This window comes from Paraburkholderia youngii, from assembly GCF_013366925.1.
GTDB lineage: Bacteria > Pseudomonadota > Gammaproteobacteria > Burkholderiales > Burkholderiaceae > Paraburkholderia > Paraburkholderia youngii.
The window spans coordinates 6198754-6219042 of record NZ_JAALDK010000001.1 but is presented as its reverse complement, the minus strand read 5'-3'; the positions used below and the strand labels follow the sequence as shown (position 1 = coordinate 6219042).

Annotated in this window: 18 protein-coding genes and 1 tRNA gene; 16 read left to right on the top strand and 3 right to left on the bottom strand. The window is 56.4% G+C overall.

The genetic code is table 11. The features are described 5' to 3' along the window. Positions 1-102: 102 nt before the first annotated feature. Positions 103-987 (bottom strand): 16S rRNA (cytidine(1402)-2'-O)-methyltransferase, encoded by an 885-nt coding sequence (rsmI, locus tag G5S42_RS28345; RefSeq protein WP_176109766.1) that lies wholly within the window; start codon positions 985-987, stop codon positions 103-105. Between rsmI and G5S42_RS28340 the strand changes: the two genes are divergently transcribed. The 11 genes from G5S42_RS28340 (at position 986) to G5S42_RS28290 (ending at position 9860) form a co-directional block, all read left to right on the top strand. Further along, entirely contained in the window at positions 986-1498 is a 513-nt protein-coding gene (locus tag G5S42_RS28340) for a YraN family protein (protein ID WP_176109765.1), read from the top strand. The genes rsmI and G5S42_RS28340 overlap by 2 nt on opposite strands. 148 nt (positions 1499-1646) lie before the next feature. Continuing rightward, complete coding sequence (locus tag G5S42_RS28335; protein ID WP_176109764.1) at positions 1647-2234, top strand: phosphoheptose isomerase; 588 nt, start codon at positions 1647-1649, stop codon at positions 2232-2234. A 26-nt stretch (positions 2235-2260) separates the two neighbouring features. Then, complete coding sequence (locus tag G5S42_RS28330; protein ID WP_176109763.1) at positions 2261-3052, top strand: BON domain-containing protein; 792 nt, start codon at positions 2261-2263, stop codon at positions 3050-3052. After that, positions 3052-3408, top strand: a complete 357-nt coding sequence (locus tag G5S42_RS28325; RefSeq protein WP_176109762.1) for a c-type cytochrome — start codon at positions 3052-3054, stop codon at positions 3406-3408. The genes G5S42_RS28330 and G5S42_RS28325 overlap by 1 nt, the downstream gene beginning before the upstream one ends. Positions 3409-3470: 62 nt before the next feature. Then, a tRNA-Ala gene (locus G5S42_RS28320) sits at positions 3471-3546 on the top strand. 164 nt (positions 3547-3710) lie between these two features. After that, positions 3711-4151, top strand: a complete 441-nt coding sequence (locus tag G5S42_RS45495; RefSeq protein ID WP_176109761.1) for an Arm DNA-binding domain-containing protein — start codon at positions 3711-3713, stop codon at positions 4149-4151. 3 nt (positions 4152-4154) lie between these two features. Next, positions 4155-5369 (top strand): tyrosine-type recombinase/integrase, encoded by a 1215-nt coding sequence (locus G5S42_RS28310; RefSeq protein WP_176109760.1) that lies wholly within the window; start codon positions 4155-4157, stop codon positions 5367-5369. Positions 5370-5842: 473 nt separating this feature from the next. Then, positions 5843-6475 carry a hypothetical protein gene (locus G5S42_RS28305; RefSeq protein ID WP_176109759.1) on the top strand — a complete coding sequence of 211 codons (633 nt, stop codon included), beginning with the start codon at positions 5843-5845 and terminating at the stop codon, positions 6473-6475. Between the two features lie 87 nt (positions 6476-6562). After that, positions 6563-7609, top strand: a complete 1047-nt coding sequence (locus G5S42_RS28300; protein ID WP_217709964.1) for an RES family NAD+ phosphorylase — start codon at positions 6563-6565, stop codon at positions 7607-7609. Between the two features lie 294 nt (positions 7610-7903). After that, positions 7904-8650 (top strand): HNH endonuclease, encoded by a 747-nt coding sequence (locus tag G5S42_RS28295; protein ID WP_246392088.1) that lies wholly within the window; start codon positions 7904-7906, stop codon positions 8648-8650. 868 nt (positions 8651-9518) lie between these two features. Beyond that, positions 9519-9860, top strand: a complete 342-nt coding sequence (locus tag G5S42_RS28290; protein ID WP_176109757.1) for a YuaM family protein — start codon at positions 9519-9521, stop codon at positions 9858-9860. Positions 9861-10036: 176 nt separating this feature from the next. Here the strand turns inward: G5S42_RS28290 and G5S42_RS28285 are convergent, their stop codons facing one another. Then, the gene (locus G5S42_RS28285) at positions 10037-11644 is read right to left on the bottom strand and encodes an HNH endonuclease (RefSeq protein ID WP_176109756.1); all 1608 of its coding nucleotides are present in this window, start codon (positions 11642-11644) and stop codon (positions 10037-10039) included. Positions 11645-12568: 924 nt separating this feature from the next. On the opposite strand from G5S42_RS28285, the gene G5S42_RS28280 reads away from it, so the two are divergent. Continuing rightward, entirely contained in the window at positions 12569-15364 is a 2796-nt protein-coding gene (locus G5S42_RS28280) for a type I restriction endonuclease subunit R (protein WP_176109755.1), read from the top strand. A gap of 15 nt (positions 15365-15379) precedes the next feature. Then, complete coding sequence (locus tag G5S42_RS28275; RefSeq protein ID WP_217709963.1) at positions 15380-16123, top strand: type I restriction-modification system subunit M N-terminal domain-containing protein; 744 nt, start codon at positions 15380-15382, stop codon at positions 16121-16123. A gap of 267 nt (positions 16124-16390) precedes the next feature. On the opposite strand, the gene G5S42_RS28270 is transcribed toward G5S42_RS28275, so the two are convergent. Continuing rightward, a complete protein-coding gene (locus G5S42_RS28270; protein ID WP_376776852.1) occupies positions 16391-17497 on the bottom strand; it encodes an IS5 family transposase in 1107 nt (368 codons plus the stop codon). On the opposite strand from G5S42_RS28270, the gene G5S42_RS28265 reads away from it, so the two are divergent. From G5S42_RS28265 to G5S42_RS28255, 3 genes are read left to right on the top strand one after another with little or no spacing between them, the layout of a single operon-like run. Next, on the top strand, positions 17460-18395 hold the full coding sequence (locus G5S42_RS28265) for an HsdM family class I SAM-dependent methyltransferase (RefSeq protein ID WP_312883645.1): 936 nt from the start codon (positions 17460-17462) through the stop codon (positions 18393-18395). The genes G5S42_RS28270 and G5S42_RS28265 overlap by 38 nt on opposite strands. Continuing rightward, positions 18392-20002: a restriction endonuclease subunit S gene (locus G5S42_RS28260; RefSeq protein WP_217709961.1), complete on the top strand. Its 1611-nt coding sequence runs from the start codon at positions 18392-18394 to the stop codon at positions 20000-20002. Before G5S42_RS28265 ends, G5S42_RS28260 begins: the two co-directional genes overlap by 4 nt. Next, entirely contained in the window at positions 19999-20232 is a 234-nt protein-coding gene (locus tag G5S42_RS28255; RefSeq protein WP_176104970.1) for a hypothetical protein, read from the top strand. The genes G5S42_RS28260 and G5S42_RS28255 overlap by 4 nt, the downstream gene beginning before the upstream one ends. The last annotated feature ends 57 nt before the right edge of the window (positions 20233-20289 follow it).

Below are 20289 nucleotides of genomic sequence, written 5' to 3'. Positions count from 1 at the left end.
GATGCCGCGTCGGCTGAACCAACCGTCTGTAGACAAGCGAAGGGCCGCGACATGCGGCCCTTTTCTCTTTCTCTTCCGCCTTTTGCCCGCCCGGCTTTGTCCTCAGGTGTCGGGCTTGTCTTGCTTCAGCGCGAGCGCGCGCGTGTACAGCGCGTTGCGCGATGCGCCCGTGAGCGCCGCCGCGACCTTCGCGGCGCTGCTCACCGTCAATTCTTCGAGCAGGATGCCGAGCAGCGCGTCGTGATCGTGCTCGCCGGCCTCTTCGGGCGAAGCGCCTTCGACCACCAGCACGAATTCGCCCCGCTGCCGGTTCGCATCGGCGGCGAGCCACGTTGGCCCTTCGGCCAGGGTGCTCTGGTGCAGCGCTTCGTGTAACTTCGTTAGTTCTCGCGCGATCAGCAGACGACGCGTGCCGCCGAACGCATCGGCGAGCGCCTGCACCGTCTCGATGATCCGGTGCGGTGCTTCGTAGAACACCATCGCGTGAGGGTGCTGCGCGAGCGCCTGCAAGGCGGCGGCGCGCGCCTTCGGCTTCGGCGGCAGGAAGCCGAGGAACGAGAACGTCGCGACCCAGTCGCCGGTCGCGCTGAGCGCGGTGGCGAGCGCGCTCGCGCCGGGCAGCGGGACCACCGCGAAGCCGGCCTCGCGAACGGCATCGACGAGCTTGGCCCCCGGGTCCGAGATGCCCGGCGTACCCGCGTCGGACACGTATGCCACACGCTCGCCGGCCTGCAGATACTCGATCACGCGCTGCGCGGCGGCGCGCTCGTTATGCTGATGCACGGCGACGAGCGGCTTCGAGATGCCGTAGCGCGCGAGCAGCTGACCGGTGTTGCGGGTGTCCTCGGCGGCGATGCGATCCGCGAGTCCGAGTACGTGCAGCGCGCGCAGCGTGATGTCGGCGATGTTGCCGATCGGCGTGGCCACCACATACAGCGCGGCGGCGGGGTACTGCTGCCCTTGCGCGAGTTCGGAGAGAGGAGTCATGACACGGAAGACACAAACAGACGGAACGAGGCCGACATTGTGCCATGTGGGCTTGCGCGAGCAGGTCGCGCCGAAGACTGCGCAAAAGACGTCCATCAACGTCAGGCCAAAAACCGCCCACAACTTTTCCTGCGCGCACCAGTCCAAATCCGTCGGCGCCGCTTTCGAAGCACGCGCACGAGAGTTTTTGCAGCGCCAGCGTCTGCGCTTCGTCGCGAGCAACGTGACGTGTCGGGGAGGCGAGATCGATCTCGTGATGAGTGATCGCGACGGCGCGCTGGTGTTCGTCGAAGTTCGCGCGCGTGCGCAGCGGCATTACGGTGGTGCTGCCGCGAGCATCGGCTGGCAGAAGCGGCAGCGCATCGTGCGAGCGGCGCGGCACTATCTCGCGACTCGCGCCGCGACGAACCGCGCCCCGCGCGATGAACCCGCGTGCCGTTTCGACGTCGTCGCGTTCGAGAGCGGCAGGCTCGTGTGGTTGCGCGATGCTTTTCGCGCCGACGAACTCTGACGGCCCGCGCGGACAACGCGCGTGAGTGCGATAAACTTGCGCTCGCGTGCCGCGCGAGCGCAAGTTTATCGGCGGCCACAGCCTGGCAGTATGACTTCACAACACGGCCGCACAGTGCGGTCCATTCGCGGTAGAAGATAGAGACTCGATGTCAGTCGAACGCATCCAACAACACTTCCGCGACAGCGCGGCAGTCAAACTCGAAGCCCTGGAAATCCTCTCGATGCCGATCGCCGCCGCGATCGACACGATGTTCGCCGCGCTCGCCAACGGCAATCGCATCCTCGCGTGCGGCAACGGTGGTTCGGCCGCCGACGCTCAGCATTTCGCGGCCGAGCTGATCGGCCGCTTCGAGCGCGAGCGGCCAGGTCTGCCTGCCATTGCGCTCAGCACCGACACCTCCGTGCTCACCGCGATCGCCAACGACTATTCGTTCGAACAGATTTACGCGAAACAGGTCTGGGCGCTCGGTCAGCCCGGCGACGTGTTGCTCGCGATCACCACATCCGGCAATTCCGCGAACGTGCTTGCCGCGATCGAAGCCGCGCATGAGCGCGAAATGATCGTCGTTGCGCTGACCGGCAAGGGCGGCGGACGCGCGCAGGAAGTGCTGAGTGACACCGACATCCACGTATGCGTGCCGTCCGATCGCACCGCGCGCATCCAGGAAGTGCACCTGCTGACCATCCATTGCCTGTGCGACGGCATCGATGCCATGTTGCTCGGCGAAGACTGAGACTGATTTCGAAGGAGAGCTAGTTGATGAGCGTATTCCGCATCAAGAAGACACTGGTGAGAACCGTGCTCGTGGTCGGGTTCGCGGCGGGGCTGTCGGTCACGCTGCAAGGCTGCTTTCTCGCCGTCGGGGCCGCGGCGGGCGGCGGCGCGCTAATGGCGACCGACCGTCGCACGCTCGGCGCGCAGACCGAGGATCGCGAGATTCAGGTGAAGGCGCTGTCGCAGATCAGCCAGAACCTGCCGGACTCCGCGCACGTGAACGTCACGGTCTTCAACCGCCGCGTGCTGCTGACCGGCGAGGTCGCGGGCGAGGTGTCGAAGCAACGCGCCGAGAGCATCGTGCGGAACCTGAACAACGTGAATACGATCGTCAATGAACTGGCGATCATGCCGGCGAGCTCGTTCTCGTCGCGCACCAACGACACCTACCTCGAAACGCGCGTGAAGACCGCGCTGATCGCCGAGAAGAACATTTCGGCGAACAACTTCAAGGTCGTGGCCGAGCGCAGCAACGTTTATCTGATGGGCCTTGTCACAATGGATGAGGGCAAAATCGGAGCCGACGTCACGAGTCGCGTGCCGGGCGTCATGCAGGTCGTCAAGGTGTTCCAGTACATCCAGCCGCAGGAAGCGGAGGCCGCTGCGGCCGCGAGCGCGACGGCGCCGGTGGCCGCCTCGCAGCCCGAGGTTGGTGAGCCGACGGTCGGCGCGATTCCCGATTCGGGGGTGAGCGCGCGACCGCTCGATCAGCAGGCGCCTGCTCCGGTTAATTCGTCGACGGCGGTGCGGCCGGGCAATCCGAAGGCGGTGCCTTGATGCGGGGTGTGACGCTTGGGGGTGTTGTGTTGGCGGTGGTGGTCGGTGCGATGGCGGGCACGATGACGTCGGGTGCTTGCGCGGCTGAGGCCGCACTTCGCGGGCAGCAGGTCGCCGCGGCGAATGCGTGCATGGGCTGTCACGCGGTGGATCGCAAGCTGGTCGGGCCGTCGTTCCAGCAGGTCGCCGCGAAATATAAGGGTGATGCGCAGGCGCCGGCCAAACTCGCGCGCAAGGTGAAGGACGGCGGCGCCGGCGTATGGGGCATGATTCCGATGCCAGCCCATCAATCGATGAGCGATGCGGATATCCGCACGGTGGTCGACTGGGTGCTCGCGGGCGCGCCGTCCAGATGAGGTTTTCCCGAGGCTGGAGGCTTGGCAAAAGGGAAAATGGCTGTGCTAGAATTATTTTCGTTGGGGGGGTAGCTCAGCTGGGAGAGCGTCGCGTTCGCAATGCGAAGGTCGGGAGTTCGATCCTCCTCCTCTCCACCATTCGATATTCCAAGCAAGTCCGCAGAAATCCGGAAACCCCGCGTAGCGTAAGGCTCGCGGGGTTTTTTGTTGCTTGGACGTCCGGTCTGATCCGTTGACATCCTGCCCCGGAAGGGGAAGACTTTGGGGGCTACTGGCAATCCTGCGAAGGCAGTATTCCCCAAATGGCGCTCACCGCTACCGACATCAAGCAAGCCAAGTCCGCCGAGAAGCCGCAAAAGCTGTTCGACGGCGGGGGGCTATTCCTGTTCGTCACGCCCGAGGGCGGGAAATACTGGCGGCTCAAGTACCGGTTCGGCGGCAAGGAAAAGAAACTGGCGTTGGGTGTCTACCCTGAAGTGACGTTGGAGGCCGCGCGAGAGTTAAGGGACGATGCCCGCGCCTCACTTGCTGAGGGAGTCGACCCGGGCGAGACTCGGAAGCAGCAACGCGCCTTCGAGCGGGATGAAGCCAGTCGGCTGGAGGCGTCAATGCGCTTTGCCATGGATAGTGACGGGGCGCTATCGATACGACTGGGGGCTCGCCGCGTGAACCTGACTCCAGCGGAGACCGCCCAGCTTCGCGCATTTCTCCAGGCAACGCGTGAGGTGCTTCCCAAGGAGTGAAGCATGGCACTTACCGACCTAGCTGTTCGCAATGCCAAGCCGACCGGAAAACTCTATCGTCTTTTCGACGAGCGCGGCATGTATCTGGAGGTCTCCGCCACAGGGGGCAAGTGGTGGCGCTTCAAATACCGGTTTGGGGGCAAGGAGAAGCGGTTATCCCTTGGCGTCTATCCAGATATCGGCCTGAAGGACGCACGCGAGAGGCGGGACGACGCTCGCAAGCTCGTGGCGAAGGGTGTTGACCCCGGTGAGCACAAGAAAGCGGTGAAGGCCGCGACACTTGACCGGACCGCGAACTCCTTTGAAGTCGTCGCTCGCGAATGGTTCGCCGGGCAAGAGCCCAGTTGGGCCGAGAGCCATGCGGACAAGATCATCCAGCGGCTGGAAAAGGACGTTTTCCCTTGGCTAGGCAAGCGACCCGTGTGTGAAATTACTGCCCCCGAGGTACTGACCTTGATTCGGCGGATTCAAGAGAGGGGTGCGCGGGATACTGCCCACCGGGCGATGCAGAACTGCGGGCAGGTATTCCGCTATGCAGTGGCGACGGGGCGCGCCGTGCGTGATCCTACGGCTGACTTGCGAGGCGTTCTTCCGCCCGTTAGGCACGAAAACTTCGCGTCCATCACCGATCCTGCGAAAGTGGCGGAGCTGCTACGTGCGATCGATGGTTTTCGAGGCACATTCGTCGTGAAGTGCGCGCTGCTTTTAGCCCCACTGCTGTTCGTTCGGCCGGGCGAATTGCGTAACGCAGAGTGGGCAGGATTCGATCTCGATAAGGCCGAATGGCGCTATTTCGTCACCAAGACAAAAACCGAGCAACTTGTTCCGCTCTCTACGCAAGCTCTGGAGACTTTGCGGGACCTTCATGCGTTGACCGGGCACAGGACCTACGTCTTCCCTGGGCGAGACGCCAGGAAGCCGATGAGCGAGGCTGCGATCAACGCAGCCTTGCGGCGCATGGGGTATGACACGAAAACCGAGATTACCGGTCATGGATTCCGGGCGATGGCGAGAACCATCCTTCACGAGCGGCTTAAATTTCCCGCCGAAGTCATTGAGCATCAGCTCGCGCACAAGGTACCGGACTCGCTGGGTACGGCCTATAACCGCACGAAGTTCCTGGACGATCGTGTTGCGATGATGCAGGCTTGGGCTGACTATCTGGATCGGTTGAAAGCCGGAACGGAGGCGGTGTCGATTCGGCCGCACGCGGGTTGATGCTCGGGGCGTTTGTTTTCTGAGGGTCGACGATTACGATGCTCGTGTCGAGATTCACTTAGCTTTGAACTTTCTGCGTGCGCTCGACTTTTCTCCGGCGAACACAGGTGAAGGCGGGCTCCAGGCAGCGCTGGGACGAAATGACAATCCGCGTTTTTGGTCGCAGATAGAACGGCGAGGAAGAGTGGCGACCGCGGACGCGCCGACATCGAAAGCGCGGACGGTCCCGGCTGGGCGATGCCTGAGGATGCTTCTGCGGACTGTGCGCTCATGAGCGGCACAGGAGACCCCAATCCTGCAGCCGTCCGGTAGGAGCCAATTCCGGACGGTCAAGGTCCTCTTCTGTTACCTTGATATTGGATTCGCTATACGGGGAAGGGCTCAATATCGTGCCGTCATCAGACAAATCCAATATTGGCGCTGTCGCTTCGTCGGTAGACTTGCGTGCGCTCCTTGCGGCTACGGATATATCCGTGGCAGGACGGACCGAGGGGCGAACGACTGAGGACACTGAACTATGGACAATCTGTAGACTGCTCGCCACGCTCAACCAACAAGGCCGGCTGCACTTTCCTCTCAAGATCGAGCACGGAGATAGACCGGACTTCGAGCTAGTTCAGGGCAATAACAGCACGGGGATTGAGATAACCGAGGCCATCAGTCAGAGTTACTCTGCATGCTTGGCCCTCGCTGAGCGGATAAAACCGGACGCCGTGATCGACATGTCTCTTTTCCGTCCGGACTCACCGAGGAAGACCACACAGGAACTCAGAGAGATTATTGCTGCTTCAAGCTTGACAGGTTCGGGCTGGCCGGGGAGTTTAGCGGAGGAAGACTGGGCGACTTTTATCGCAGGTGATATTTCTGGCAAACACGCGAAGCTAGTAGGTTATCGTCAGTTTCCGGTGAACTGGCTCGCCATTTACGATAATCTGCCGCTACCGAACGTGAACCTCGCTGACGCAATAGCGCACCTTGCTCCTAAGATCGCGCCACTGTGGGGCCGGAAACCGTGTTTCGATACGGTTTTCATAGAGCGTGGCCCCGTTATCGTTGAACTTACGCGTTCGAAAAGTACGCATCATATCTTGGTGGATCTGTGGTGAGCCCCTGGCACGACGACGCGGGGGATGTGCCGAACAGCGGAATTTACTTTGCTTCAGGCGCACGCATGCCTCTGATCTGTGACGTTGATGACCCGCTTTTCTAGGATGCCGATGACCGCAACGGGTCTAGGATTGAATGAAGATTCAAACGTGCTCTTGACGCTCAGCTGCTCGGCAGTCGGCAACCAACAACCAATAACCAATCACCACTGGAATGAGCACATGACCCTGGATGATTGCGACCGTATCTTTGACAGGGCACTTAGCAGTGAGACGGAGGCAGAGTTCTGTCACGCCGTGGCGCCCTTGTTCGACCATTACAAGATTCTTTCCCTAAACTGGGGCACGGGCAGTATTTTCTGGCGGGCCCGCATCGTTCAAGGTACGCCGTTCAAAAACCTTATTGAAATGAATTATCCGCCAGCTCACGTTGCACGAGTCGGACGCTTGAACGACGCTGGCTCTCCGTGTTTTTACGTTGCTGCAAGAAAGGAAACCGCGATTGCTGAAGTCGATGCTGAAGAGGGGCACCTTGTTCAACTCGCAGGCTTCCGTGTGCGTGAAGGCAACCCGGTGCGATTGGCACTAGTTGGTGAATTCTCGAACGTTCAAAAGGTCGGGTATATGCACTTTGGTGGAACCGATCCAGACATGGGCATAACCAGATTAATGAACTCAATGCCTCCTCACGATGCATTGAAGCTGATTTATATCGACAAATTCTTCGCTCATGTGCTTGCTGATACCGACGCAAACAAAAGAAATTATCTGATGAGTCGCGCGCTGACACGGGCGATATATAGTAAAGGCAAGGCCGATGGCATTGCTTTTCCGAGTGTCAAGGATCGAGGTGGATTTAATATAGGAGTTAAACCCGACCCCACTGACAAATGCTTTAATAATGTCTGTTGCATGATCGTCAGGGTTTTGAAAAAGCGACGCTTTGGCGTGTTACAGTTTGAGATGGAAAAGTCGGCAAATTCGCTCGACATCGAATCTAATTTTGTTTGGGACGATTCACCGGCAGGACAAAGATTCGCGATTTATGGATTGAAAAAAGAAGAGTTTGAATTGGCGAAGTCTCCAAACGATCCGAACGCATTGTTAGATGTTCTTCATAGGGGGCGCACTTAAATTGCTGCGTATAGGAATACCGAGCGAGCACCAGCGTTTTGGATGTCTGCTATGTAGAGAATGAAAAGACGGCTTCGGGTCGATCACGGCCTTGCGCGTCGGGCGGCGGTCGGCCAACATGCATCACTCATTGGAGGGCCTGCATTGACATTTGAACGTCATCAACACATTTGAAAGCAGCCGGCCGATCTCTCAAGTTCGGAGCTAAGTCGTCTAGACGCGATGCGATAGTTCTATGTTTGTGTATGCGTCACGCGAAGGTACGATATCCATCTCCTATGAATTGAAGAAAAAATGGCCGATAAGAAGCAAAAGCAAAAAAGTACACCGGAAATGATCGAGGTGGGATACGAAATTTCTCGCCGAGTCTACGAAGGGACGTTGCCGGAAAACAAGGCAAATCAGCTTTTTATGTCGCGCCTAGATTTGGAGCCTAATCGAAGCCGAACCGCCAACGGATACTGGCAATGCTATCTATACCTGCTTAACCGTCGCCTCATTCAAAATACAATCTCTGAGGAGGGTTGGCGGTACAACTTCGAAAAAATCGCTGCGTTGGGACCCGGTCTCCTGACTACGGCTCTATATGCGCTCAATAGCCATATTGGGTATGTCAAAAGAAGGAATCCGGCCTACCGCGTTCCAGAGCGGGTTCACAGCCACTTCCTGGCTAGACTGTCCGTGATAGACGGGGGTAACGCAGAAGCAATCGATCTGGACCTTCAGGTCAGGAACGCGCTTCTCGCAACAGAAGATGAGCGTAATCGAGCCATTACGCAAATGCCTACCATCCCGGAAAAGATGACGGTAACGACGACCGTTTATCGAAGGAACCCGTACATCATCGCCCAAGTTCTTTTCCGCTCGAAGGGAAGGTGTGAGGGCTGCCATAAACTGGCGCCCTTCATCCGGCCTGATGGAAGCCCATACCTCGAAGTGCATCACATTCAACGCTTGGCAGATGGGGGACTCGATACTGCAGAGAACGCAGAAGCCCTTTGTCCCAACTGCCATCGAGAAAGACACTTCGGAGCCACATAACGGAACAAAAAATATTTTTTGATGTTTCGCGCGAGCAACAGACTGGAAAAACCTGTGCCGCAGAATCGAACGAGGACCTCAACAAACTACCGCATAGTAACGCGCAGCCACTTGCAACACACATCCCGCAACCGCGATCTCCGGAAGCCCAACCGTTACAGACAGCCTGGCGCACCTGAGCGTCTCATTGGGCAGACTTTGTTGGGCACAGCTACAGACTGCTTACGCGACGTCGCAGACTGACACACGTGACCTTGCATACACTGAGTGGCAACGCTCAGACTAGGAGCGCACGTCGATGCGACGCCTAGTGTTACCACGAACAAACTCGTCAGAGGGGCTTCGCGAACTGCAGTCCCCTAGCGAACAGACTCATCATGTCGATCTCAAGACTTCGCCCAACGTAGTGGTCAGCATGGCCCCATATGCTCGCGGATTTTCGGCAGGAGACAAACGGAATCGCACGCATGGCCTCACAAACTCAACGGGTAGACCTCGCGGAAAACCCCGAACCGCGTGACAAAAAAACGGAATTGCAGATGGGATGGCAGGATAGGCTTGCGCCGGTTTGGGGCGCCATCCATTCGTCGAGTTGATTTTCACGTAGATTGGTTGTTGACTGGTGAGCGGCTGTGGTTGCGAAAGAATAGATTGGGAAGGGTGAAATCGAAATAACATTGCGCCGTGCAACATTGCTTCGTCACATTGGGAAGAATGAGGCCGCCAGACGTGCTGAGAGTGTGCTCGAATTGCATGTTTCCCTTCGCGAGATAAGCCGCCGAGCCGAAGCAACGGCACGTCGCTGCCTCTGGAGTTCTCAACGGACTCGCCGTCCTCGAACTTCACCGACAACAGCTTCGGCACCTCGATGTTCACACGCATCGACGCCCGTATCGCACTCTTTTTCGGCAAGGAGGCGGCAATCGTTACGGCACTTGCTGCAGCATTCACTCAAGTTAAGGATTTAGGCGGCGTGTCATCGCTCTTGAAGACGTTCCAACTCGGCGCTGTTCCCGGGAACTACATGAACTCGATCTTTCTGGCTGCATTGGCCGCCGTTACGGGCCTCGCGCTCGGCGTAATCGATCTTAAAACCCAGCAGGGGCGTTACACGAATCGGGTAGAGCTCGTGGATCTTGCTCTGTTGCTGAGATCGCAATCACGGCCGAAGATGATTATTGAAGAAGCACCGGAAACCGTGTCGACGTGACGTGTGCAGTATTGGCGGGCTCTCGCGCGACTCCGCGAAGGAGCCCTCCTCGATCAGCAACCCATTGACACGCGCAGCAATTCACGAGCCGGCGGCGAACCTCTCGATTTAGTTACTAAGCGTTCCTTAACCGCACCGTGCATTTTTTTGCATAAAGCTGTTTTTTTGACTGGAAATCAGAGGGGCTTAATCATTTCGAGTACGTTCAAACCTCCGGTGTGAATGACCGGTGTGCCGTTGGGCGAATTTCCAGTGTCGAATACTTGATCCCAAAACCCCGCAGGGGGTTTTCCGCCGAAAGCAGTTTGAGATAGTTGGTAATCAACCCATAAAGGCAATCGCCCCAGATGATCGAGAAAATTCCCGATAATGGTCCAAAGCTGGCTAGGAAATTTATATTGAAAAAGTTTCTCTAGACGGACATTTCGTCCGTTCATCGTAAAATAATTTACGATAACCTTTGAGACAAACGGCAGCCAGCCAGTCATTACTTCTTCTCGACCAATGCGATATGCGCGAAGATGATTGTCAGGTATATTGTCTCCTTTCTGAACCTTGCTCTCGATACGATCAACCCCACGTTCGAAATCGTATTTGCCATCTGTGTAAAATTTTTCCGCGATTAGAGACATGAGTTGAACCATCTGTCTGCGCTCTAAGTCGCGGGGATTTTCTCCCTCGGCATTGACCCCATAAAATGGAGATTCAAGCATATCTTTTCCGAGGAACTGGGAAAAAAAGGTTTTTTCGATCGAAGAATAAGAGATTGGCTTGTCCGTTCCTTTTCCACCCCATTCGATAAAATCGCGCAGTTTATTGTCTTCATGGTGAGAAATTGCGTTTCTTTGCGCGTCTAGGACGTAACGGCGCATCTGCGCCTGTTCTCCGCGAAAATGCTCCACGAGGTCTCGCTCGGAGAATCCTTCCTCGCCGGGTCGCTTTCCCTTGTCTTTTAGAAAACGATCGATTCGGTCTCCAAGGATACTGGCACCCAGAAAACGCTGAGTCGATTTGTCGAATGCGACCTGGCGCAGATTCGTTCCGGCATTCGTATTTGCAGTAATCAACACATCGGTATCAGGATCAACGAAAACTCGTACGGGCAACCACGTTTGATCCAGTAGGACTTGCGCCGCCGCCTTATGTTGACCATCAAATATACGTACGCGTGAGCCGCCGGACTCGTTTAGGTCGATCCATGCCAAGGGGACGTGCAGTTGCGGGCGCTTCCTGTGGAATTCTTCTACGAGTCCACGAATCGAGTTGCCAATAGGCCGAGGATTGATTTTGTAGTCGTGATGTAGATATTCGATCGGTAGGCGGAGGAATGCTGTACGCATGCCGGACAAATCATCTCTCCATATTGGAACGGAGGTCTCGTCGTAGAAGCCCTTCTCGGGCATTTTGAAGCACAGATTATCGTTCTCCACGCTAAACCGTATAGAGTGTTTTGACCCGCCATATTCCGAAAGCACGTCGCCGAGGTTTGCTCCACGCGTGTCTTTCGCATCGTGCCGGATTTCTTCAAGTCTATATAGCACACGTGCAACATATAGATGAGACGCCTGCTTACTCTCGTTCGCACGGGCAAATACCAAAGCCCAGTTGCTTTCATCGTCTGGTCCTTTGTCTCGCGATGGAATGATATGATCGATTTCGAGGTCATCTTTAGACAGGTCCATAGCTTTTCGAGTTATGAAGCACTGCCCATTTTGGCGCTGCCAAAGCCGCTCTTTCAACAACCGACGTTCATCCGGCGATAGCCTAGTTAATGCTTGCGACATAAATATCAGTTCTCCTGCCTCTTGTTGGTGGCGATAAACGAACCCTTCATTCGTCAGCCTAGGAAACCCGGCAAGGATGTACCGGCTGCGCAAATATCGCAAGGTCTGGACACACAGTGACTAAATGGGAGACGCGATAGCCGGCGATATGCGCGATGCATAGCTATCCGACGATTTCTCCCAGCCAAGCTTTCATCGATCGGTTCGGGCAGGCCCCGGTCCCCTTGTACCCAAGGCAGACAGCAGCGATCACTGCAACACACGACGTTGACACTACATGTTTCCTGTCCGGCCGGAATCGACATGTTCGTTGCCGGCGACACCAAGGTCTACATCCGCGGCGAATGCCAGCGGTCTAGAGCACGGGATGTCAGATCGCGTCAAACCTCCAGCATGGCTGATCGGCTCGAAGATTGGGTCATTGCCCATAGCGCCTATAGCAGGGAGTCATAGTCGGATGGACGGTGACGTTGTTTGAGTGCTCGCATAGGCAAGTGCCAAGGTGAGCAAATATTCGAAAGGTGGAAGCATTACGAACCTAGGTCGTCGATGTAGATCCGCAGCGGCGACGATGACGGGGTCGCTGATATTCGTTCGGTACTTACGGGCCGATAATTTCCGCGTGGATACCGGATGGGCCCAAATGCAGTTGCGATACAATTTTGCGATTGGAACTCCATGCCGCGATGCGTGCGGTGGCGATCCAAAGGGGAATGCATCTTGGTGGCGGTGCGCATGTTCATTTGAAGAGCATCCAAGTTGCATCAGAGACCCGGCCCAAGCCGACGCGAAAGCCGACCTACATGTTTGTCTAGACGACGTTTTTTGTTTGACCGGACCACAACAACCATACCGATGTCCCAAAGCGCGGGCGATTCTGTTGGCAATTGACGGGACTACCGTCCACCGGGAGGACGGCAAAATATGACCAAATCCGAAGCCCAGACCCGTGGGGAGTTGATTGATCGGCAACTGGCACTTGCTGGCTGGAACGTCAAAGACCCCACCCAGGTAATCGAGGAGTTCAATATCCTCACTGGTCTGTCCGATGGCATGGACGAGCCTCATACCTTTCATGAAGGCCGCCAGTTCAGCGATTACGTCCTCCTAGGTAAGGATCGTAAACCGTTGGCTGTGGTCGAGGCGAAGCGCACAAGCAGAGATGCAGCTCTGGGTCGCGAGCAGGCCAAGCAGTACTGCTACAACATCCAAAAGCAGCTTGGTGTTGACCTGCCGTTCTGCTTCTACTCCAACGGCCACGACACCTACTTTTGGGATGTGGAAAACTACCCACCGCGTAGGGTGGTGGGCTTCCCCACGCGGGACGACTTGGAGCGCTTTGCCTACATCCGCCGTAACCGCAAGCCGCTGACGCAGGAATTCATCAACACTTCGATTGCCGGGCGTGACTACCAGATTCGAGCTATCCGTGCTGTGCTGGAAGGCATCGAGCAAAAGAAGCGTGACTTTCTGCTGGTCATGGCAACCGGAACCGGAAAGACACGTACCTGCATTGCCTTGGTCGACGCACTGATGCGTGCGAGTCATGCTGAGAAAGTGCTCTTCTTGGTGGACCGGATCGCCTTGCGAGAGCAAGCATTGGCCGCGTTCAAGGAGCATTTGCCCAACGAACCCCGCTGGCCCAACGCTGGCGAGAGGATGTTGGCGAAGGACCGCCGCATCTATGTGGCCACCTACCCAACGATGCTCAACATCATCCGGGACGAAACCCAGCAACTCTCGCCGCACTTTTTTGACTTCATAGTGGTCGATGAGAGTCATCGCTCCATTTACAACACATACCGGGAAGTACTGGATTACTTCAAGACGATCACCTTGGGGCTCACGGCCACACCTACCGATCTGATCGACCACAACACGTTTCACCTCTTTCATTGCGAAGATGGCCTACCCACCTTTGCTTACACTTATGAAGAGGCTGTGAACCGTACGCCACCCTATCTGTGCAGCTTCCAGGTCATGAAGATTCAGACCCGGTTCCAGATGGAAGGCATCAGCAAACGCACTATTTCGTTGGAAGACCAGAAGAAGCTGATGCTGCAAGGTAAGGATGTTGAGGAAATCAACTTCGAAGGCAGCCAGCTCGAAAAGCAGGTCATCAACGCTGGCACGAACACCTTGATCGTCAAGGAGTTCATGGAAGAGTGCATTAAGGACGGCAGCGGCGTGCTGCCGGGCAAGACGATATTTTTTTGCTTATCCAAAGCCCACGCGCGCCGTGTCGAAGAAATCTTTGACAGACTCTACCCCCAACATAAAGGCGAGCTCGCCAAGGTGCTCGTCTCGAACGACCCTCGCGTCTATGGCAAGGGCGGCCTGCTCGACCAGTTCACCAACAATGACATGCCGCGCATTGCTATCAGCGTCGATATGCTCGACACGGGCATTGACGTGCGCGAGATTGTTAACCTTGTCTTTGCCAAGCCAATTTACTCCTACACCAAGTTTTGGCAGATGATCGGACGAGGTACGCGCCTCTTGGAAACCGACAAGCCTAAACCTTGGTGTACCGAGAAAGACGTGTTCCTGATCCTCGATTGCTGGGACAATTTTGAGTACTTCAAGCTCCAGCCGAAGGGCAAGGAGCTGAAGTTACAAGTACCTTTGCCAGTGCGACTGGTGGGCCTGCGGCTGGACAAGATCGAAAAGGCGCTCGACACGGGCTACGCGGACGTGGCTGAGCATGAGGTTGCCAAGCTGCGCCTGCAGATTGCCGCCTTGCCCTCGAAATCTGTCGTCATTAAGGAAGCCGGTGTCGCAATTGCGCGGCTTAGTGAAGCAAACTTCTGGATCACTCTTACCCACGATAAGCTCGAATTCTTGCGCGCAGAGATCAAGCCGCTGTTTCGCACGGTCTCCGAAGTTGATTTCAAGGCGATGCGTTTCGAGCGCGACTTGCTCGAATACACCCTAGCTGTGCTCAGCGGAGAGAAGGAGCAGGCCGTCACACTGCGTGACGGTATCATCGAGCAGATTAGCGAGCTACCGCTCTCAGTCGGATTCGTGAAGCAGGAAGAGTCGCTCATCCGCGCCGCTCAGACTAGTCACTACTGGGCCAAGGCCGATGAGGCCACCTACGACGAGCTCGTTCTCAGGCTCGGCCCATTGATGAAGTTCCGCGAGCGAAGCACCAACGCCCCCGTGCATCTCGACTTGACCGACACTCTGCATAACAAAGATTGGGTCGAGTTTGGGCCGCAGCATGAGGCGGTGAGTATCAGCCGATATCGCGAAATGGTCGAAGAGCTCATTACTGAACTCACCAACAGCAACCCCGTTCTGCAAAAACTTAAACAAGGCCAAAACGTAAGCGACGACGAAGCTCGACAGCTCGCCGAAGTGCTGCATGAGGAGCGTCCGCACATCACCGAAGACCTGCTGCGTCAAGTTTACAAGAATCGCAAGGCGCGCTTCATCCAGTTCATCCGCCATATCTTGGGGCTGGAAAAGTTGAAGAGTTTCCCGGACGAAGTCGGTTCTGCGTTCGATCAGTTCATTCGTGCGCACACCACGCTGAATAGTCGTCAAATGGAGTTTCTCAGCTTGCTGAAAAACTTCATCATCGAGCGCGAAAGAGTGGAGAAGAAAGACCTGATCAACGCCCCCTTTACCGTCATCCATCCACAAGGGATCCGTGGCGTGTTCACCCCGGCTGAGATCAATGACATCCTGCAGCTGACCGGACGGTTGGCTGCTTAAAGAATAGGTACGCACATGCTGCAAAATAACCCCGAACTCAAAAGCAAGATCGACCAGCTCTGGAATAAGTTCTGGAGCGGTGGGATCAGCAACCCGCTTACGGCCATCGAGCAAATCACATATCTACTGTTCATGAAGCGGCTGGACGACCTGGACCTTAAGCGTCAGGCGGATGCGGACTGGACAGGAGAGAAGTACACCTCCAAGTTCGATGGCACATGGATTCCGCCTGAAAGCCGCAACCAACTCGAGCCCGAAAAATTCGCAATCGAGAAGCATACGCTGCGGTGGAGCGAGTTCAAGCACATGAAGGCCGAGGAGATGCTGCAACACGTTTCCAGCAAGGTCTTTCCTTTCCTCAAAGACCTGAACGGGGCCGAGTCCAACTTCACCCACCACATGAAGAATGCAGTGTTTATCATCCCTAAGCCGGCGCTGCTGGTGGAGGCGGTGAAGACCATCGACGAAATCTTCGAGGTGATGGAAAAGGACTCGCAGGAGAAAGGCCAAGCATTCCAAGACATTCAGGGTGATGTTTACGAGTTCCTGCTTTCCGAGATCGCCACCGCGGGTAAAAACGGTCAGTTCCGGACACCGCGCCACATTATTAAGCTCATCGCTGATCTGGTACGGCCGCAACTCGGCCACAAGATTGCTGACCACAGCTTGTGGTACCGGTGGTTTCTTGCTCGGAGCCTACCAATACATCGTCACGCAGCTTGCTATCAAGGCAGGCACGCAGAACCTCACCTCAGATGAAGATGGCTTTGTTCGGACTTCGGTGGCCGCCGGCCTGACCGTCAAGGCACAAGCTATTCTGGCCACCTCCCTGTCGGGGTACGACATTGACAGCACGATGGTGCGCCTAGCAGGCTGTTGAAAAGCGCCCCGTCATGACGACCGAAGCTATGTTCAGGAGACTTGCGCGTGCGATATTGCGCTGAATTAACGGTTCACCGCGCGATCTGCGCGGGGCAGGCGCACGCATGCGGCTCGTCTGGCGCGCAGTCTTCGCGCATTGGCGGCTCATCGCGTCGCTCCTCGCGGCACCATCCCTGGCATTCGGGCCATGCGGGTCAGATTGCTCGCAACCATCGTCAGCTTGAAGTGCTGGTCGACGCGCTTGAGGCCGCGATAGACCGTCTGCCGGATCCGCCCGATGGTTTTGCCCCAGCCGAAATGCTCTTCGATTCGTTTGCGGATGATCTGGCTAGTCCGGTAGCCCGCATGCCGCGAAGTGCGACCGTCGATGGCGCTGCCGCCCCAACGCTCATCGTTGCGCGCGACATGCGGTGTCACGTTGCGAGCGCGGCAATCGTTCACGAAGTCACGGGTGTCATACGCCTTGTCGGCGCCAACTGTCTTCGCATGAGTACCTGGCACGCAATCGAGCAATTGCAATGCGCTGGCCCGCTCGGCAAAACCATCTGCGTGACTAACCACGGCGCCGACCACCAGCCCCGAGCGATTCTCCATCAGGATGTGCCCGTGGTAGCACAGGATGGCCGGGCTCTTGTGGCTCTTCTTGAACAATCGCGCCTCCGGATCAGTAGTCGACTCGTGCGTGGCATTGCTACGTCGCTCGCCTTTCCAGTCGGTGTCGGCGTTGCGGCCACCGCCGGCTGGCGGACCATCGTCCGGGCCGTCCTTGCGGCGGAAGCTTTTGTGACTGGCCCACGCCTGAATCAGCGTGCCGTCCACCGAGAAATGCTCTCTCGACAGCAAGCCCCGCTTGTCCGCCAGGCTCATGACTTCGGTGAAGAACGCTTCCACGACTTCATGCTCCAGAAGCCGGTCGCGGTTCTTCGAGAACACCGAGTGGTCCCACACGGCGTCCTCAATCGCCAGCCCGACAAACCAGCGGAACAGCAGGTTGTAGCGCATCTGCTCCATCAGCATGCGCTCGCTGCGTACGGAGTAGAACACCTGCAACAGCAGCGCCCGCATCAGCTTCTCAGGCGCAATCGAGGCACGACCGGTGTCCGCGTAGATGACGCTGAACAGCCCGTTGAGCCGTTTCAACGCATCATTCACCAGCAACCGGATCGGTCGCAACGGGTGATCTGCCGGGACGAAGTCCTCGAGCTTGACCGTCGTGAACAGGGGTTCCTGCATCTCGTCCATTCCGCGCATCGCATCCGCTGCCAAAGATCATGAACACGATATCCATAACGCCCGTCCTTCAAACCCCGTTTACACGGGATCCAAATTCAACAGCCTGCTAGGCCTGATGAACCTGATGATGCACGGAATCGATGAGCCGCGTATCGACTATCAGGACACTCTTAGCAAGCGTTATACCGAGGAAGCCGAATATGACATCGTGATGGCCAACCCTCCATTCACCGGCAGCATTGACAAAGGAGACATCAACGAGAACCTAAGCTTGGACACGACCAAGACCGAGTTATTGTTCGTCGAAAACATTTATCGTCTGCTGAAGAAGGGTGGCACCGCCGGCGTCATCGTACCGCAGGGCGTGCTGTTCGGCTCAGGCAAAGCATTCAAAGAGCTACGTCAAAAGCTCATCGAACGATGCGATCTCAAGGCCGTGATCACTCTGCCAAGCGGCGTGTTCAAGCCCTACGCCGGTGTCGCAACCGCTATTCTGATTTTTACGAAGGTCTGGGGGCCAAAAGATAAGGTAACGAAGCCCGCCACGGAGCATGTCTGGTTCTATGAGATGGCGGCGGACGGCTATAGCCTCGATGACAAGCGCACCAAGCAGAAGGGCTACGGCGATCTACAGGATATTGTTGCCAAATATCACGCTCGCAATGCTCAGATTGACACTGATCGCACCGCTCAATGCTTTATGGTATCGCGCGCAGACGTTGAGGAGGAGGGGTACGACCTTTCACTCTCGCGCTATCGCGAGGACGTCCTTGAGGATGTGCACTACGACCCACCTGGCGTGATTCTCGACCGGTTGATTACGGCCGAGATAGGCGATATGGGCGAAGGGTCCCTACAGAGGATCCAGAGCGGCATCGTCCGCGAATTGCTGGTTTTGAAGGGGATAGTGGGATGAGCTGGGACATGAAGCCGCTCGGCGCAATACTGGAACAATCTGGCCATGATCGCGCTGGAGATCGGGAGTTTCCTGTTTTGTCGATCACAATGAGACACGGACTTGTCGACCAAACGGAAAAGTTCAAGAAGCGTGTGGCTAGCCAAGATACATCTAACTACCGAATTGCCCACAGGAACGAGTTGGTCGTCGGCTTTCCGATTGATGAGGGTGTTCTTGGATTTCAGACGAAGTATCCAGCTGGGATCGTTAGTCCCGCATATGACGTCTGGCGACTCAAGGCCGAGGCCGACTGCCACATTCCGTATCTGGAGCGTTACTTGCGCTCCACTCAAGCGAGGCGGCTGTATGCGTCGCGGATGCAGGGCGCGGTAGCTCGTAGGCGCAGTCTTACCAAGGCGGATTTCCTCAAACTCGAGATTCCCGTTCCTCCGGTCGATGACCAAATTCGCATTGCCTATTTGCTCGGCAAGGTTGAGCGGATGATCGTCCTGCGCAACCAACACCTGCAACAGCTAGACGCACTGCTCAACAGCGTGTTTCTGGATATGTTTGGCGACCCAATGCGGAATGAGAAGGGATGGAAGACCGGATCCCTTGATAGTTACGGATCGTTCAAGAACGGGCTCAATTTTGGCAAGGCAGAAGCAGGCGTCAAGGTGCGCTATCTGGGTGTTGGGGATTTCAAGGGGCATGCAAAAATTGATGAGATGGGCACTCTGTCCTATCTTGATCTCAACACGCTCCCAACTCCTGATTACTTTCTGAAAGACGGTGACCTTGTTTTTGTTCGCTCCAACGGAAACAGGGAGTTGGTTGGAAGGTGCCTGGTTATCTACCCGGGGAGTGAGAGCGTCACGTACAGCGGCTTTTGTATCAGGTTTCGCATCGAGACGCAGATGCTGAACGCGACCTATATAGTCCACATGTTCAGAACACCTTCTATTCGGAGAGCATTGTTTCAGGGTGGCCAAGGCGCCAACATTCAAAACATAAATCAAAAAATTTTGGCGGCACTGCCAATTCCGCTTCCACCAATCAAACTTCAGAGCGATTTCTCCGAGATCGTCAATAGGATTGAAGGATTGAAATTGGAATATCGGCAAAGCCTTGCTGATCTGGGATCTCTGTATGGTGTCTTAAGTCAGCGGGCGTTTAAGGGTGAATTGGACTTGTCACGTGTACCATTGTCCGATACTGCGCAACAGGAGTTACCGCCAGCTATGTACAACGATGTCGAGCCGATTGCAACGACGCCGCAGTCGATCTTCCTGCCCGAAACCAATTTGGTGCATGAAGCAATGGAAAACCGCGAGCGCATAAAAGACCTGCTCGAGTTCTGGCTGGAGGCCTATCGTAGCCAACTTGGTAGCGCGACCTTCTCAGCGCAGAGTTTTATGTCAGCTGCCCAATTTCGCCTGAGCGAACTGCATTCTGATGATGACTTTGCACTGGGGAGTAAGGAGTACGAGCACATTAAGGCGTGGGTGTTTGCCGCACTTGCTGACGGGCGTCTCCTGCAAGTCCGCAACATTACGGAGCAAGTTGAAAAGGGAGGGCCAATTTTTGGCAATCTCGTTGAGCTAAAGTACGGAGCGAGGACTTGAAACTCCTGCGCCTGAAAATCAATGATCCGAAAGGTTTTCGAAGCCTACCGGCCGGATTTGAGCACTACTTTCGCACCGAATGGAGCTTGCAGGAGGAGGCTGCCCGACCCGACGAAGGCTTTACGCCTTTTGTCTGCGCTGGCCCAAACGGCAGCTGGGCGCCGACAATTATCTTGTCCGGTCGATTGACGATTGTGTTGGCCGGTGGTGCGGAGTCGGAGGCGGCGTAGCCGCCGGAGACGACGCACCACCGGCGGCGCCGGGATGATGGGGTCATAGGATGGCTG

Coding starts and splice junctions, on each gene's coding strand:
- G5S42_RS28340 (WP_176109765.1), top strand. CDS start 986: ATGACACGGAAGACACAAACAGACGGAACGAGGCCGACATTGTGCCAT.
- rsmI (WP_176109766.1), bottom strand. CDS start 987: ATGACTCCTCTCTCCGAACTCGCGCAAGGGCAGCAGTACCCCGCCGCC.
- G5S42_RS28335 (WP_176109764.1), top strand. CDS start 1,647: ATGTCAGTCGAACGCATCCAACAACACTTCCGCGACAGCGCGGCAGTC.
- G5S42_RS28330 (WP_176109763.1), top strand. CDS start 2,261: ATGAGCGTATTCCGCATCAAGAAGACACTGGTGAGAACCGTGCTCGTG.
- G5S42_RS28325 (WP_176109762.1), top strand. CDS start 3,052: ATGCGGGGTGTGACGCTTGGGGGTGTTGTGTTGGCGGTGGTGGTCGGT.
- G5S42_RS45495 (WP_176109761.1), top strand. CDS start 3,711: ATGGCGCTCACCGCTACCGACATCAAGCAAGCCAAGTCCGCCGAGAAG.
- G5S42_RS28310 (WP_176109760.1), top strand. CDS start 4,155: ATGGCACTTACCGACCTAGCTGTTCGCAATGCCAAGCCGACCGGAAAA.
- G5S42_RS28300 (WP_217709964.1), top strand. CDS start 6,563: ATGACCCGCTTTTCTAGGATGCCGATGACCGCAACGGGTCTAGGATTG.
- G5S42_RS28295 (WP_246392088.1), top strand. CDS start 7,904: ATGGCCGATAAGAAGCAAAAGCAAAAAAGTACACCGGAAATGATCGAG.
- G5S42_RS28290 (WP_176109757.1), top strand. CDS start 9,519: ATGTTCACACGCATCGACGCCCGTATCGCACTCTTTTTCGGCAAGGAG.
- G5S42_RS28285 (WP_176109756.1), bottom strand. CDS start 11,644: ATGTCGCAAGCATTAACTAGGCTATCGCCGGATGAACGTCGGTTGTTG.
- G5S42_RS28280 (WP_176109755.1), top strand. CDS start 12,569: ATGACCAAATCCGAAGCCCAGACCCGTGGGGAGTTGATTGATCGGCAA.
- G5S42_RS28275 (WP_217709963.1), top strand. CDS start 15,380: ATGCTGCAAAATAACCCCGAACTCAAAAGCAAGATCGACCAGCTCTGG.
- G5S42_RS28270 (WP_376776852.1), bottom strand. CDS start 17,497: ATGCGCGGAATGGACGAGATGCAGGAACCCCTGTTCACGACGGTCAAG.
- G5S42_RS28260 (WP_217709961.1), top strand. CDS start 18,392: ATGAGCTGGGACATGAAGCCGCTCGGCGCAATACTGGAACAATCTGGC.